Origin of the sequence: Pseudomonas sp. WAC2 (assembly GCF_030403525.1) — a bacterium.
Classification (GTDB): domain Bacteria; phylum Pseudomonadota; class Gammaproteobacteria; order Pseudomonadales; family Pseudomonadaceae; genus Chryseomonas; species Chryseomonas luteola.
The window spans coordinates 191,041-207,111 of the sequence record NZ_JAUEPD010000008.1 but is presented as its reverse complement, the minus strand read 5'-3'; the positions used below and the strand labels follow the sequence as shown (position 1 = coordinate 207,111).

Annotated in this window: 11 protein-coding genes and 1 pseudogene; 5 read left to right on the top strand and 7 right to left on the bottom strand. The window is 57.1% G+C overall.

Annotated elements, in window-relative coordinates; translation table 11 throughout:
* Positions 1 to 23: 23 nt before the first annotated feature.
* Complete coding sequence (locus tag QWJ10_RS17760; RefSeq protein WP_289928502.1) at positions 24 to 2,051, bottom strand: methyl-accepting chemotaxis protein; 2,028 nt, start codon at positions 2,049 to 2,051, stop codon at positions 24 to 26.
* 259 nt (positions 2,052 to 2,310) lie between these two features.
* Here QWJ10_RS17760 and rarD point away from each other — a divergent pair, with 259 nt between their 5' ends.
* The gene (gene rarD / locus QWJ10_RS17755) at positions 2,311 to 3,213 is read left to right on the top strand and encodes an EamA family transporter RarD (RefSeq protein ID WP_289928499.1); all 903 of its coding nucleotides are present in this window, start codon (positions 2,311 to 2,313) and stop codon (positions 3,211 to 3,213) included.
* On the opposite strand, the gene QWJ10_RS17750 is transcribed toward rarD, so the two are convergent.
* Positions 3,186 to 3,737, bottom strand: a complete 552-nt coding sequence (locus tag QWJ10_RS17750; protein ID WP_289928497.1) for an ACT domain-containing protein — start codon at positions 3,735 to 3,737, stop codon at positions 3,186 to 3,188. The genes rarD and QWJ10_RS17750 overlap by 28 nt on opposite strands.
* Before the next feature lie 184 nt (positions 3,738 to 3,921).
* On the opposite strand from QWJ10_RS17750, the gene QWJ10_RS17745 reads away from it, so the two are divergent.
* On the top strand, positions 3,922 to 6,096 hold the full coding sequence (locus QWJ10_RS17745) for a malate synthase G (protein ID WP_289928495.1): 2,175 nt from the start codon (positions 3,922 to 3,924) through the stop codon (positions 6,094 to 6,096).
* 82 nt (positions 6,097 to 6,178) lie between these two features.
* Positions 6,179 to 7,489, top strand: coding sequence for a sorbosone dehydrogenase family protein (locus QWJ10_RS17740; protein WP_019365501.1), 1,311 nt, complete (start codon positions 6,179 to 6,181; stop codon positions 7,487 to 7,489).
* Between the two features lie 46 nt (positions 7,490 to 7,535).
* Here the strand turns inward: QWJ10_RS17740 and QWJ10_RS17735 are convergent, their stop codons facing one another.
* A complete protein-coding gene (locus QWJ10_RS17735) occupies positions 7,536 to 7,805 on the bottom strand; it encodes a hypothetical protein (RefSeq protein WP_197871354.1) in 270 nt (89 codons plus the stop codon).
* Positions 7,806 to 8,042: 237 nt separating this feature from the next.
* Here QWJ10_RS17735 and QWJ10_RS17730 point away from each other — a divergent pair.
* Positions 8,043 to 8,600: pseudogene (locus QWJ10_RS17730) on the top strand (histidine phosphatase family protein).
* A gap of 78 nt (positions 8,601 to 8,678) precedes the next feature.
* Here QWJ10_RS17730 and QWJ10_RS17725 read toward each other — a convergent pair.
* Together QWJ10_RS17725 and QWJ10_RS17720 are read right to left on the bottom strand one after the other, a co-directional pair.
* Positions 8,679 to 11,534: a response regulator gene (locus QWJ10_RS17725; RefSeq protein ID WP_289928487.1), complete on the bottom strand. Its 2,856-nt coding sequence runs from the start codon at positions 11,532 to 11,534 to the stop codon at positions 8,679 to 8,681.
* A 9-nt stretch (positions 11,535 to 11,543) separates the two neighbouring features.
* The gene (locus tag QWJ10_RS17720) at positions 11,544 to 12,707 is read right to left on the bottom strand and encodes an acyl-CoA dehydrogenase family protein (protein ID WP_312271963.1); all 1,164 of its coding nucleotides are present in this window, start codon (positions 12,705 to 12,707) and stop codon (positions 11,544 to 11,546) included.
* 264 nt (positions 12,708 to 12,971) lie between these two features.
* On the opposite strand from QWJ10_RS17720, the gene QWJ10_RS17715 reads away from it, so the two are divergent.
* Positions 12,972 to 14,045 carry a saccharopine dehydrogenase C-terminal domain-containing protein gene (locus tag QWJ10_RS17715; protein ID WP_150348537.1) on the top strand — a complete coding sequence of 358 codons (1,074 nt, stop codon included), beginning with the start codon at positions 12,972 to 12,974 and terminating at the stop codon, positions 14,043 to 14,045.
* Between the two features lie 24 nt (positions 14,046 to 14,069).
* On the opposite strand, the gene QWJ10_RS17710 is transcribed toward QWJ10_RS17715, so the two are convergent.
* Positions 14,070 to 14,525, bottom strand: coding sequence for an Lrp/AsnC family transcriptional regulator (locus tag QWJ10_RS17710; RefSeq protein ID WP_026003906.1), 456 nt, complete (start codon positions 14,523 to 14,525; stop codon positions 14,070 to 14,072).
* A gap of 588 nt (positions 14,526 to 15,113) precedes the next feature.
* Positions 15,114 to 16,067 (bottom strand): EamA family transporter, encoded by a 954-nt coding sequence (locus tag QWJ10_RS17705; RefSeq protein ID WP_289928479.1) that lies wholly within the window; start codon positions 16,065 to 16,067, stop codon positions 15,114 to 15,116.
* Between the last annotated feature and the right edge of the window lie 4 nt (positions 16,068 to 16,071).

The window sequence follows — 16,071 nt, the reverse complement described above, 5'->3', positions numbered from 1 at the left end:
CCGGGCGGCCCTGGTGTTCAGCCTTAATGACCGTTACGGGTCAAGCCGATCAGCGTATCGGCGACATCCTTGGTCCGCCGTGAAGTGCTTGCTGTTGCGCTGCTGGAGCCTTCCAGCGCACCCAACAGTTCAGTCAGGGCATTTACATCCTGAGACTGTACTTCGATCTGCTGTGCAACCTGACGGATTTCCTCAGCCAGCTTGTCGATATCCGTGCCGATTTCGCCAGCGTTCTGCTGAGTCTTTTCCGCCAGCTTGCGTACCTCGTCTGCTACTACAGCAAACCCACGCCCCTGCTCACCCGCACGAGCAGCCTCGATGGCAGCGTTGAGTGCCAGCAGGTTGGTCTGCCCGGCGATCTGCTGAATCATCTGCACAATGGACTGGATCCTCAGGCTCGATTGCGCCAAGTCATTAGCACTGCGTACTACACTTTCCGCCTGATTGGACAGACTCTTGACGGTGCCACCCGCCTGATCGATCACGCTGCCCTGCTGATTGATGGTTGAGCTAAGATCATCCATCGATACGTGCAATTCACCGGCATAGTGATTTAACTGCTGAGCAATTTGCTCCTGGTTCTGATCCGCCTGATGCAACACTGCACCCAAATCTTCAAGACCACGGAAAACCGGTTTGATGTGGTCATCCAGGCCGTTGCTGTCGATGTAGCTGGCAAAGTTCTTGCGCTTGAATTCATCGATCTGCTTGACCACAACCTGGCTCAAGCCCGCCAGCTTCTTGATCTGCCGACGCAGGAAGAACGCCTTGAATTCGCCGTAATGCGCGGTGAAGTTGTCGATGTACTCATCGCGGAACGGCGCGCCTTCCGGGGTACGGAAGAAAAATACCGCGGTCAGCGTCTGGTTCAGGTTGAGGCCCAGGATCTCGCCAAAGGTAGAAAAGCCCACCACAGGAATATCATCGAATGCTTCGTTCATGCGGCTCAGATCGTTGCCATTGTTCAGGCGACGCAGAATGCAGTCGTTGAGTAGCCCGCCTACCGGTTTGCCGGACTTGCCTTGCAGAAAGCGCTGAAGGTCTTTACGGGTGGCCTCAAGAATAGGCGTACGCTTGACCATCACCAGCTCTTCACCCGGCGCCACGTCACAGAAAAGGTGGATACGCTCCTTGTCATAATCGATCTGGGCAATGGAGCGAACAAACAGCTCCTCACCCACACGAATAGCAAACGAGTAATTGGCCAGACGCTTTTCCAGGTCCTTGGGCTCGCAGTTCAGCGATTCGCACAGGGCGGCCACCATCGAGCGGATATTGCCCTTGGAGTCGATCACCTGACTGATGTAGCGCTCTTCCAGCGACGCGGTGAGCACGCTCAGGCTAACTGATGTCGGCTCGAAGTTCTGGCTTTTGAACACACCGAAGCGGGCATTACGGGCGCATTTCAGAAATACGATCTGTACGTGGTTTTCGTAGCTGCGCTTGCCGTCATGGATCAAGGTTTTAACGAAGTCGGTCTTGCCACCAGCAGAGCCGCCCACGAACAGGCAGGGAAAACGGCCCGACTCGTAAAGGGCTTCCATGAAGAACGATTCGGATGCCGACAGGCCGTCAAACGTGACGTAGGCCAAGGTATCGCGATGGTCGATAGTCGTGTTGACACGCAGCCGCTTAATCGACTCGATCAGCTTGGCGATTCGCTGCTGCATGGACATACGTGGCCCTCGGGCGCGGATGTCCTGGCTTTCCAACGGCACATAAACGGTTTCGGCCGAGGCGATGATGCTGGCATCAAACATCTGCAGCACAATCCGATCCCACTGGTTACCTGTGGCGCAATAAAGCTGACTATTCTGGCTGCACAGCTCGCCGGACGTTGTACACAAGGTGATGGCAGCCTGCGGGAAACGCTCCGCCACCGCACGTGCTATACGGTCCAGATCAACATGGGGAGATACGAACCCAGCGATGTAGGTCGGCTCAAAGCGAAGTGCTCTCAGATCCTGCTGGATATTCCCAGAAGAGCTGAGCACGCTGAGAACACCTCCAGACTGGGCGCTAGCGGGTTTAAAACGGGAGAATAGATTCATCGTAAGGGCTACCTGATACAACAGTGGTTGGCCAGACGGACAAGCCCAAACCTAGCGCTGAGGGAAACAGCCATCAGTGTTTGGCTTGCCATCCCTGCAGCAATAAGTGTTTAGAAACTGAACAGGATTTCGACCTGCCCTGGAGTAACTGAAGGCCATTTGTCATAGCAATTACGTATAAGGCCTATGGAGTGTTGCAAGCTTTTTCCTGAACACCGGTTATGATTCAAGGTTTCTCCATAAAAAGTAGATATGTGTTATGTCCACATCCCCACGCCAGGGTTACGTACTAGGCCTTACTGCCTATGCGCTCTGGGGACTATTTCCGTTGTACTTCAAACTGCTTGCCAGCATTCCTCCCGTCGAAATCCTGATCCAGCGTATCTTCTGGTCAGCCCTGATCGGGGTCTTGCTGCTTCTGATCTGGAAACATCAGGGCTGGTGGCGCGATTTGCGTGCCAATCCCTCCCGGATTGCCCGGTTATGGCTGAGTGGCCTGCTGGTGGGAGGCAACTGGCTGACCTACATCTGGGCGGTCAACAGTAACCATGTAATCGAAGCCAGCCTTGGGTATTACATCAACCCGCTCATCAACGTGCTGTTGGGCATGGTGGTGCTGGGCGAGCGGTTAAGGCCCCTGCAGTGGCTGGCCGTGGGAATGGCTGCCCTAGGCGTTGCCCAGCAGATCTGGACGCTTGGCCAGCTGCCCTGGGTATCCCTGGTGCTGGCCTTCAGCTTTGCTTTCTACGGACTGGTGCGCAAGGGCACCCAGGTGGCTGCCCTACCAGGCATGGTGGTCGAAACCTGGCTACTGGTCCCGCTGGCTGCAATTGCACTACCCCTGTTGACCCAGCAGGTCAGCCTGGAGCCGGCACTCTGGCAATCACCGATGGCCATCGTACTGATCCTGTCCGGTCCCGTTACGCTGGTTCCCCTGCTCTGCTTCAACGCAGCGGCGCGTAAACTGCCCTATTCGACACTGGGCTTTCTGCAGTACCTGGCCCCTACGCTGGTGCTGATACAGGCAGTCTTCCTGTTCCACGAGCCCTTCCCTATGGAGCGGATGGCCGCTTTCCTCTGCATCTGGGCAGGCCTTGCCATGTTCAGCTTTGATGCCTGGCGCTCCCTGCGCCGTTACGCAGCGCCTGCTGCCCGCACCTGACCGTCGTGGTTGTCGCGGTAGACAACCAGTTCGACCATCAGATCGTCCGCCAGGGTCTCCAGACTCTGGCGGAGCGTATCCAGCTCTAGGGCAGGCGGCAGGGCCAGCAAAGCCGTGGTGTGGAACAACTGTTCGCTGCTCATCGGCGCCGCCCGCACATCGGTACTGAGCCGCTCGACATTGACGCCTAACCGGGTGAGTTGACGGGTAATGTCCCGAACGATCCCGGGACGGTCATTGCCCAGCAGATCCAGCTGGATGAGCTGAGGCTTGGGTGCCTGCTCTATCTGGCTTTCCGCTACCAGCACACGCATGCCCCTCACATCCAACCCTTTCAGCTGGGCAACCAGGGCGTCGCGCTGTTCCGGCGCGACACTGACGCTCAGGATTCCGGCGAACTGACCTGCCATGCGTGACATGCGGCTTTCCAGCCAATTGCCGCCCCGCTCGGCAACACAGTCGGCCAGCTGCTCGACCAGACCCGGCTGATCCGGGGCAATGATGGTAAGGACCAGAACATCCACGATAGCGCTCCTTTTGGTTGATCATCTTTCCAGCGTAGAACAGCCAGCCAACCTTGCCGACCCACTTTTCATGAACGGACCTGCCATCGTTTTGCCTGTGGCAGACACTTTTCCAGCGAGGCCTAGTCACATGGCCAGATAGCCACCGAATGTCGGCGCGTCGTGCAGCCAAGCGAGGCGAACAATGAGTAAAAGAAAAACCATCGGCGGCCTGCAGATAGCCACCGCCCTTCATGAGTTCGTAAAGACTCAGGCGATTCCAGGCACAAACATCGATATCGACCATTTCTGGCGTGGACTTGAAGGGCTGCTGGATGAGTTTGCACCCCGGAACAGGGCCCTTCTGGAGACCCGTAACCAGCTCCAGGTCCGTATCGATCAATGGCATCTGGCGCGTGCCGGACAGCCACACGATGCACACGCCTACCGCACCTTTCTTGAAGATATCGGCTACCTGCTCCCCGAGCCGGACGAGGTCAGCGTCACGACAGCTAATGTCGACCCGGAAATTGCCCAGCTCGCCGGGCCGCAACTGGTCGTGCCGGTCACGAATGCCCGCTTTGCGCTCAATGCCGCCAACGCACGCTGGGGTTCGCTATACGATGCGCTCTATGGCAGTGACGCGATCCCTGAAGACAGCACGGTTGAAATCTGCGATAGCTATAACCCGCTCCGGGGCGAAAAGGTTGTGGCCTATGCCCGGGGCTTTCTCGACGAAGCCGTGCCGCTTGCTGAATACTCCCATGGCAATGTCAGAGGCTACAGTGTCCAGCGTGGCGAACTCATGGCCGAGATTGGCGACAGTCGCTACGTTTGCCTGGCCGAGCCGGACGCCTTTGTCGGCTATCGCGGGCAGGCTTCGCAGCCGGAGGCCATTCTGCTCAGGCACCATGGGCTGCATATCGAAATCCAGATTGACCGCAACAACCCGATCGGCCACGCCGATGCGGCAGGCGTGAGCGATATTCTGCTCGAATCGGCCCTGACGACCATCATGGATTGCGAAGACTCCGTCGCAGCGGTAGACGCCGAAGACAAGGTACAGGTCTACCGCAACTGGCTGGGCTTGATGAAAGGTGACCTCTCCCAAGACATCACCAAGAACGACAAGGCCTTTACCCGGATCATGAACCCGGATCGGCCCTACATCGCTGCTGATGGCAACGAGTTGGTCCTGCCCGGCCGTTCACTGCTGTTTGTCCGCAATGTCGGCCTTTTGATGACGACAGACGCCATCCTGGACCGCGACGGCAACGAGGTTCCCGAAGGCATACTGGACGCCGTCTTTACCAGCCTGTGCGCCCTGCACAACCTGAACGGCAACACGTCGCGCCCCAACTCGCGCACGGGCTCAGTGTATATCGTCAAGCCCAAGCTGCACGGGCCGGAAGAGGTAGCCTTTACCGGCACGCTGTTCGGGCAGGTCGAGGACCTCCTTGGCCTACCGCGCCATACGCTCAAGATCGGTATCATGGACGAGGAGCGGCGGACCAGCGTCAACCTCAAGGCCTGTATTGCTGCGGTGAAGGAACGGATCGTGTTTATCAACACCGGCTTTCTTGATCGCACCGGCGATGAGATCCATACCTCGATGGAGGCCGGCCCTCTCATCCGCAAGGCTCTCATGAAGCGTGCCACCTGGTTCAGAGCTTATGAGGACAACAACGTGGACGTCGGGCTGGCCTGCGGTCTGCGTGGCCGTGCGCAGATTGGCAAGGGCATGTGGGCCATGCCGGACATGATGGCCGCCATGCTCGAACAAAAAATCGCCCACCCCCAGAGCGGAGCCAGTACGGCCTGGGTACCCTCGCCTACGGCCGCTACGCTCCACGCTATCCACTACCATCAGGTCGATGTGGCTGTACGGCAGGTCGAGTTAGCCAAGCGTACGCCGGCCGCACGAGAGGATCTATTGAGCATTCCGCTGGTTGATGTCACCGAACTCAACGCTGAAGAGATCCAGGAAGAGCTGGACAGTAATGTCCAGAGCATCCTGGGCTATGTGGTGCGGTGGATTGATCAGGGGATCGGCTGCTCCAAGGTGCCGGACCTCGATGATGTGGGACTCATGGAAGACCGTGCCACACTGCGTATTTCGAGCCAATTGCTTGCGAATTGGTTACATCATGGTGTGATTAATAGGGAACAAACGATCGAAGCTTTCCGTCGCATGGCTCTAGTGGTGGATCAGCAAAATGCAGGCGATCCCCATTACCGCGCCATGGAGCCTGATTTCGATAGCAATATCGCTTTTCGGGCTGCCCTGGACCTCGTTCTGGAGGGAGCGAAGCAGCCCAGCGGCTATACCGAGCCGATCCTCCATCGTAGACGTCGTGAGGCCAAGGCGCGGAGGCAATGAACAGGTCTCGCTGATACGCCTTTGCAGTAGCGGCTGACGGGACCTATGGAACGCATCACCAACTATATAAAAGGCGTTACCCATGACCAATCTTCGTCCCCTGTACGCTTCAGCGCTTGCTATTGCCCTGGCCGGATGTGGCGAGCCGTCCAAGCTTGGCCCAGATGCCGCCTATGGCCCCAAGCCGCAACTTCCCGAGCCCAAGACCAGCCTTATCCCTCTGGTCAACGTAGCGCCCGCCACCGGCTGGCCGGAAGGCGGTAAACCCACTGCTGCCCAAGGCCTTCAAGTCAACGCCTTTGCCACCGGCCTTGATCATCCCCGCTGGATCTATGTATTGCCCAACGGTGACGTTCTGGTCGCCGAATCGAACAAGCCCACACAAGAGCCGGCGGGCTTCAATATCCGCAAGCAGGTCCAGGGCATGATGATGAGCAAGGCCGGAGCCGGCGTGCCCAGCGCTAACCGCATCACCCTGCTGCGCGATGCTGACCACGATGGCGTGGCCGAAACCCGAACGACCTTTCTGGAGGGCCTGCACTCGCCCTTTGGCATGACCCTGGTCGGCAATGACTTCTACGTGGCCAATGCCGATGCGCTGGTGCGCTTCCCTTACAAGGAAGGCGATACGACTATCCAGGACCAGGGCACCAAGGTGGTCGACCTGCCTGCCGGCATCAACCACCACTGGACCAAGAACGTGATTGCAAGCCAGGATGGCAGCAAGCTGTACATCACGGTTGGCTCCAACAGCAACGTCGGTGAGAACGGTATGGACATCGAGGAAGGCCGTGCGGCCATCTGGGAGCTGGACCGCGCCACCAGCAAAATGCGGCTGTACGGCACAGGTCTGCGTAATCCCAATGGCATGGATTGGGAGCCGCAAACCGGCAAGCTCTGGACAACAGTAAACGAGCGTGACGAGATTGGCAGTGACCTCGTACCTGACTATGCCACCTCGGTTCAGGACGGCGGTTTCTATGGCTGGCCCTACAGCTATTACGGCCAGCATGTAGACGAGCGCGTCAAACCGCAGCGCCCGGACCTGGTCGCCAAAGCCATCGTGCCTGACTATGCCCTTGGCACCCACACTGCCTCGCTGGGCCTGACCTTCTCCAAGGGTGATGCCTTGCCGGAACAGTACCGTTATGGGATGTTCATCGGCCAGCACGGCTCCTGGAACCGCAAACCCAAGAGCGGCTACAAGGTGGTCTTCATCCCCTTCCAGGACGGCAAGCCCAACGGCGCACCCCAGGATGTACTGACCGGCTTTTTGAATCAGAAGGAAGAAGCCCAGGGCCGCCCAGTTGGAGTCATCAATGACAAGCAGGGTGATCTGCTGGTTGCGGATGATGTGGGTAACGTCATCTGGCGAGTAACCGCGGCGAAGTAAGCAGGCCAAAGTGCCTGGGCTGCTTTAAGCAGCCCAGGCACTTGCCTTAATGCTTTTCTAAACGGGCAATGGCTATAAAAACCGCAGCGGCTGTCACCACACCCCATAGGGCAGGTCCTATGGTTGGAACAGGACGCAACAGGAAGAAACCTGCTACAGCAACCGCCAGGGCAATCAGAAGCCCCGGGCCGAAACCTTTGGTGATCTTGAAGGCGTTACGGCATGCCTTGCAATACCGAGCACCGCCGGGCTTGGCAGGCCCCAAGATTGCAGGTGAGAAGAAACTAATGGAGGCGGAGCAGTGCGGGCATTTCATGGGCAATTCCTTATGCTAGGCGTCGATTTCACGGGCCAGCATAACGTCTTCCAAACCTGTCCCTTGTGCTATGGTCGGCACGTCTGAACAGGCTTTACCGTCACGTAGCTGAAACATGAAACGGAGCGCACTCCAAAGGCGCCCACTATCCTCTGCGTTGTCACTCAAGCGCTAATCGCTTGCTCATCAATAGAGTCTGGCTACAGTTTCAGGAAGACAGGGATGAAGATCATACTTATGCGACATGGACAGCCAACATTAAAACCATGTCCAGGCAAAGTCTCGCCCTCTGATATGCACCGTTGGATCAGTGATTACAACCTGTCCGAGGTCATGGATGATCCTGCTCCGCCAACAACGCGTGAGCTGACAGCTCAGGCGAAATATATCATCAGCAGCACAATGCCCAGGGCACTGACTTCACTCGACAGGCTAGGGCTGAAACCCTTTCAAACCGATACGCTATTTAGCGAAGCGGAGCTTCCTTTCCTGCACTGGCCTGGCCCCAGGCTTTCTCCGCTTACGTGAGCGTTTGTTTTTCGAATGCTTTGGCTCTGCGGTTATTCACGTGGCGTCGAGTCGTTTTCAAAAGCACGCGAGCGGGCCCAGCGAGCTGCTCAGCGACTCATCTCGCTGGCTGAAGAAGGGATGGTACTGTTGCTGGGTCATGGCATCATGAACCGCCTTACTGCCAGGCAATTACTCGCTCACGGCTGGAAGAGCGAGACGCGCCATGGGAATAAATATTGGAGCGCCTCGTCCTATATGCTGCCTGCCAGGGCCTCGCAGGATTAGTGCTCACTGCTGCCCTTTTGCATAAAGCGCTACAGGCGAAAGCAGCCTTGCATGAACCCCAAGAGCGGCTTGTACTTATCAGGAAGCCCCTAATGCCTCCTCTAATTGCTGCAGGTTGAAGGGTTTAGGCAGTGACATTGATTGTATGTTTGCGGATACAGTCCCTTCCCCTGACATGAAAATGACTCGCAGCCCAGGTTGCTGGCGTACAGCTTCGTACGCAAGATCGATTCCAGACATACCCGGCAAGTTGACGTCTGCCAGCAGGATGTCAAACCTCAATCGCCCCAAGACCTCAAGTGCTTTTTCAGCAGTTTCACAACCTTTGGCGGTGTACCCCAGCATTTCGACCATCTCACAGGTCATGGAAAGCAGGTCGGTCTGGTCGTCCAGTATCAAAACCTGCTGTGTGCCGACAGCTTTTTCGATAGGCGCAGGCACCAGAACGTTTTCATCTATCCGTACCGGCTTATGGCTGGCCAGTAGCTGTCTAATCTTGCGTGCCAGATCATGCAGCCGATAGGGTTTGCTCAACAGCTCGACACCCGGATCAAGCCGCCCTCCGTGAACGATGGCGTTCTGGGTGTAGCCTGACGTAAACAGTACGGCAATGTCAGGCAACAACTGCTTGGCCTGACGTGCAAGCTCAGGGCTGCGCAGAGGACCTGGCATTACAACATCGGTAAACAGCAGATCGATATGTAGCCCGCTCTGCAAGATGCTGAGTGCACTTTGTGCATCATTGGCGCGTAATACCTTGTAGCCAAGCCCGCTTAGCAGGTCGATGACCGTGGCTTGAACAGCCAGATCGTCCTCAACCACCAGAATCGTTTCATCGCCGCCGATAACCGTGCCGCCAACCGCTGCAGGCGAAGCAATCTCGATCTCATGAGTCCGGGGCAGGTATAGCTTGATTGTCGTGCCACTGCCCAGCTCGCTGTAAATGCGGATATGACCACCACTCTGCTTGGCAAAGCCATACGCCATACTCAAGCCCAGTCCGGTTCCCTGGCCCTCAGGTTTGGTCGTGAAGAAAGGCTCGAAGGCATGCTCCATCACATCAGGCGACATGCCTGATCCCGTATCGGATACCGCCAGCATGACGTACTGCCCTGGCGCAACGTCAGCCTGTGACTGGGCGTAATGGTCATCCAGCATGGCATTACTGAGTTCGAGAGTAAGCCTGCCATTGCCTTGCATGGCGTCACGGGCATTAATGGCTAGATTGAGAATGACATTTTCCAGCTGATTAGGGTCGACCATGGTCGTCCACAAACCGCCCGCAATGATTGTCTCGATCTGAACGCTCTCTCCCAGGGCGCGGCGAAGCAGGTCGTCCATGCTGCGCAGCAAGCGACTCAGATTGGTCGGAACAGGCTTTAGTGGCTGTCGACGTGCGAAGGCCAATAGCTGCGAGGATAGTTTTGCGCCACGGCTAACGGCCGCTACGGCTGCATCCAGCTTGACCATGCCGCTGCTACTGTTTCCTAATGCAGGTCTTAATAGCTCAAGATTGCCTTCGATAATCTGCAGGACGTTATTGAAGTCATGGGCAACGCCGCCGGTCAGCTTGCCGATCGCCTCAAGCTTCTGGGATTGATGCAGCGCCAGCTGGCTCCGCTCCAGTTCCCGGGTACGCTCCTCTACCAGCATCTGCAGGTTTTCCCGGGAACGTTGCAATTCCTCCTGGGCGAGCTTTTGAGCCGTAACGTCATGTCCTTGGAAGAAGATGCCGCTTACCAGCCCGTTCTCAGCAATGACCGGCTGGAAAACAAAATCGATGTAACGTGTTTCTGCCGGTGCATCCGGCACACGTTGCACATAGACCGCCATGCTACGCCCCGTGTGGGGCCGCTTGGTGGAATACACCCGATCCAGCCACTCCAAGAGGGCTTGATCCTTGAGTCGAGGAAATGCCTCCGAAGCGGGTTTGCCGATGATATCGCGATGACCAACCAGTTGATAAAAAGCCCGGTTAGCCAGTTCAACCAGATGCTGCGGGCCTTGGGTGACTATTACAAACCCCGGCGCCTGTTCGAACAGCTGTTGTAAATGCTGCCGCTCCTGCCGGATGACGCGTCCAAATTCCTCATGGGCCAGCCGCTCAGCGACCAGTGCCGAAACATCGCGAATGGTTACTGATATACCAATCAGCGTACCTGACTCATCGCGAACACCCGACAGCATCACTTCAAGAACGGCTTCGGCATCACATACCATGCAGTGATACTCGATCACATGCATCTTTTTGCCTGCCATCACCTGCTCAACTGACTCGTCCAATACGGGCGCCCAAAATGGCAGAGCTCGGATATTACGGCCTACCGTCTCGTCGGCACTCAGACCAAACAGCTCTTCAGCACCTGCGCTCCAATACAGTACATCCAGCCGCACATCGACACCGATGATGGCTTCCTGCGCCGCATTGATGAAATTAGCCAGGTAATAATCAGCAGCTCGCAGGCGACGATACTCATGATCGTCTACGGATCGCGTAGCACTTAAGCTGACATTGGCCTGATCCAGAGTAGTGCGCAGCTTGATTCGACGCCGCGCTCGACTGGCGGCCTGGGCGGCTTGAAGGGCAAGCGTCCCTGGAACCAGCTCGGCAATGGACCAGTGTGATCCCAGCATGGGTGCCAGCCCCAGGTTTTTCCTAAACGCATCACCTTGTTCAGGTGCACGAACAAAAATCAGCTCGCACTGAGACCAGACAGCTCTCACTGCCTTGGCCACTGCAGCCGGTTTAATGAGCGACGGCATAAGAATGACAACAGCGGGCTCATCGCTTGCGATAAGCCCGTTTGAAACGTCTGTATCCAGGCAGTAACGAACGTCTAATGCCTGCGATTGGAGCGCCGCGCCAAGCATGGACAACTCATTACCAGCACGGGGTTCGTCTGGCGCAATGATGACAGCGGTCTGAAATATCACAACAGGTACTCAAAGCAAGGGAAGACCGAGCAGACTTCTGCCCGTCCATAATTTCAAAAGATCCGTCGTGGGTGACATGACATGGCTGGCGCGGGCATCACGGAGCATCTGAGACACTCGGCTGTTCTCCCGATAAGCCGCGCCGCCGCAGATGGTCATCGCTTCGTTAGCCAGCATAACAGCGGTATCACCTGCATCCGCCTTGCAGGCCAGGATGAAAGGCAGGGCATTCGGGTCTCCCAGATCGCCTAATCGGGCCGCCTCGCGAACCAGTGATCGGGTCTTTTCCAAAGCAATCCACATGCTGCCATAGCGACTCTGCAAGGTTTCGATATCACGCAGCGTTTCACCTGAATGCGCATAACTGCGCGTACGCAAGTGCTCACCGGCCGCATCCAACGCGGATTGAGCGATACCCAGATAGGTACCCGCCATGGCCATCAGAAAAAACGGGGCAACCACTTCGAAGACGTACCACACCTGATCACCCGGCTCACCCAGAAGATTTTTGGCAGGCACACGCACGTTGTTCAACCCTAACGCTCGAGAAGAATTGCCACGCATCCCAAAACCGTTCCAGGGCTCCTGCCACTCCAGGCCTTGCGCAGTGCTGTCCACAATCAAACAGCTAAAATCGCCTTCCTCGTTATCTTCCTCGCTTGCCACTGTAGAAACTACGTACGAATCAGCATGACCACCATTGGTGACAAACTGCTTAATGCCATTCACAACAAACTCATCGCCAACCGTGGCGATCTGAGTTGCAGGCAGATAAAAATGAGCGCCTGAGCCACTTTCAGAAAGCGCTAAGGTTGTGAGGTGACGACCGGCAGCAATCGCCTCCAGATAATGCTCTTTCTGATATGAAGTGGCTTTGGCCGCAATGACAGCGGTCCCGACACAGTGCATACCAAAACAAAGCGCAGAAGAAGGACACGCCTTACCAATGGTTTCGGTAATCACGCTTAAAGCCAGGAGCCCCTGACCGTGGCCACCCTGGGCCACAGGAACCTGGAGGCCCATGAGGCCAGCTTCGGACAAGGCCTCTATCGAATGAGCAGGCCATAAGCAATTCTGGTCCACCTGACTCGCAAGCGGAGCAATAGCCTGATCAACAACCTCTTCAACGGTTGATTTCAGTGCGGTGAGCTTAGACGACAAATGATAATCCATCGCTTGTATCACCTTCAAAAGAGACAAGTAGCCATCATGCCTGAATTCAAGCCTCAGCGATCACTACTTCATACTGAGTAATAAGTGATGAGATAGTGCCCCAGTGGCTACCCTGACCACCTTTTATGCTTGAAAACAGACGCTTCGTTATCCATTTCGTCGAAACGACGAAAAAGCCCCTTCATAAAAGACGTTTTGCGCCTTATGACCAACAGCACGCCTCCCTAAGCTGATGCCATCTCCACACAACAACAAGGAATGGTCATGAACATCACACTTCTCGGGGCTGGCCATATTGGCTACACCATCAGTCAACTGCTGCAGGACTCCGGGGATTACCGGGTGATTGTGGCTGACCGTGATCCCAACGCCCTGGCGCGACTGGCCGCGCTGGGCATCGAGACACGGGAAGTGAGCCCGGACGGCAATGACCTGGAGCAGGTACTTGAAGGCAGCGACGCGGTACTCAACGCCCTGCCCTACCACATGGCCATTCCGGTAGCCCGTGCCGCCAAGGCCACAGGCACCCATTATTTTGACCTGACCGAAGACGTCCATGCTACCAAGACGATCCGTGATCTGGCAGAGGACTCATCCACGGCCTTCATGCCGCAGTGTGGCCTGGCTCCTGGCTTTATCGGCATTGCAGCGCATACCCTGGCGTCGCGCTTCGACAGCGTGCGCGAGGTGAAGATGCGCGTAGGTGCATTGCCCGAGTTTCCCACCAACTCACTCAAGTACAACCTGACCTGGAGCGTGGACGGGCTGATCAACGAATACTGCCACCCCTGTGAGGCGGTTCGTCACGGTACGCTGAACCTTGTGCAGCCACTGGAAGGCTTGGAGCATTTCTCGCTGGACGGCGTGGAATACGAGGCCTTCAACACCTCGGGTGGCCTGGGCACGCTTTGTGAAACCTGGAGCGGCCGCGTTGAAACCCTGGATTACAAGACTGTTCGCTATCCAGGGCATCGGGACCTGATGAAGTTCCTGCTTGAAGAGCTGCGCCTGGCCGGTGATCAGGAAACGCTCAAGCGCATCATGCGCGACTCAGTGCCCACTACCATGCAAGACGTGGTGCTGGTGTTCGTAACGGTAAATGGCATGCGCGACGGCAAACTGGTGCAGGAGGTATTCAGCCGCAAGATTTTCGCTGCCGAGCAACGCGGCAAGCTGACCAGTGCCATTCAGATCACCACAGCGGCCGGTATCTGTACCGCACTGGATCTGTTCCGCGAGAAGAAACTGCCGCAGTCAGGCTTTATCCGCCAGGAAGAAATCGACCTGAACGTCTTTTTAAGCAACCGCTTCGGCCGCGTTTACGGCGAACCGGCCTAAGCCTCTGCCGCCATGGGCCGTCGGCTACCGGGACGGCTCACTGCGGCGGTCGATCTTGCGGGTCAGAATGATGGAGGTCTGAGTCTGCTTGACTCCATCAATGGCGCCGATCCGATCGAGCAGCTCATCGAGCTGCTCATGCCGTTCACAGCAGATAAAGGCCAGGTAATCGAACGCGCCGCTCACGGCCGACACCTCCTCTACTTCCGGCATCGACGCCAGTGCCTTGATCACCTGCGCCGCGCTTCTTGGCAACACGCTAATGCTGCAATAAGCCCTGACTGCGCCCGCCTCCACCGAGGCCCCCAAGCGCACGCCATAGCCTGCGATTACACCCTCGCGCTCTAGCCGGGCCAGCCGTGAAACCACTGTCGTCCTCGCCAGATTGAGCTTGCGGGCCAGCGTGGCCGTAGACTCGCGGGCGTTGGCCTGAAGCAGACGGATCAGTTGCCAATCGGTAGCATCGACTTTCGGATACATGAAGAACACGCGCCAGGGTTCGGAAAAGCGGAGCCTAGGAGGCTCTGCAGCCAGCGTCAATGCCCGGCTCCGCTTAATTCGGGTCTTGTACTCTATGCCTCTTCGCGACCCGGCCACCGAATGGTTGTCAGCGGCTCGCCCAGCAATAGACGATCACCCAGATGCCCAGGTCGGTGCCAGGTAGAACCACATCATTATGCGAGCCGCCGCTACCAGCGCCGCGCTACCGCCAGAGCACCGGCAAGACAACCAGCTCAGTCCCCACAGGGACCGCCAATGATTAAAACGGCTTCGGGTGCAAACGGCTTAGTCATCCTCTTAGCTCTTGGCAACAATGACCGGGATGCCCATGACCTCAGGCACGTCCTAGTCGACTTACCACGCAGGGGCACGAGCAAGGCTGGTGCCAGAAAGGTGAAAAATACCGTAAAGGAGGGGATGCAGACATGCGCCAGGGGTAGGCAACACCGCATCAGATACATGCAGCTATGCATTTAAAAAATGGCAGCCTTCCTTGGCTACCCAACGTCCGGACTGAGCGCAGGTAAGAGGTGGAGCTCTCTACCTGCGCTCGTTAAACGCGCCGGATCACGCGGTACGGCTTACGCCGAGAGAAATCGCCTTGGAAGGCTTGTTGCAGTAGTAGATACCCAGCAGAACCAGCCCCCCGCCCACAATTATCAAAGGGGTGAGCTGCTCGCCCAGAATCACCACGCCCATCAGGACAGCAGACACCGGATTCAGGGCGATGAAGACACCCGACTGGGTAGCCCCGATCCGCTTGATGCCGTCGTAGTACCAGATATACGCCAATGCCGAGCCAATCACGCCTAAATAAGCCAGGCTGAAGCACTGAGCCTTGGTCAGGCTGGCAACAACGCCCCAGTTCAGATCACCCGTGCCGATCGACACACATAGCAGCAGTACCGTCCCGCACAACACCGAGAAGGTCACGGTATGCAGCGGGCCGATCTCGCGAACCAGAGGCCGCGAAAACACGCTGTAGATCACCCAGCTGACCACACAGCCAAAGATCACAAGATTACCCAACCAGCTACCGCCTGCGGCTTCAAGCACCGAGGCGTCCTTGCTGACGATGACCGTTGCGGCGCCCAGGATGCAGGCCGCAATGCCACCGGTCTTGACCAGCCCCAGCCGCTCGCGATCAACAAAGAAGGTCGTCAACGCAATCATGGCTGGATTCAGTGCCACAATCAGTGAGGCCTGTGAGGCGCTGATCAGGTGCAACCCGTAAAAAAAGCACAGGTTGTACGTGAAGATGCCAAAGAACCCGAGCCAGAAAAGATGAATCACCTGTTTCACGCTGAGCCTGACAAACAGGCGTCGGGTGACTGCCAGCACAAGCACCAGGGTGAGGCTGGCCAGCAGAAAGCGCAGGCCGGCAGATGCCAGCGGCGGCACCCCGGCCGACAGGTAACGCCCGGCCACGAAGGTTCCACCCCAGATCACCGAGACCGCCGTCAGTTTCATGTACACCAGGAGCTTGTCATCTGGCTGCGCCAGGGCTGTTGCGTCCGACATTCAA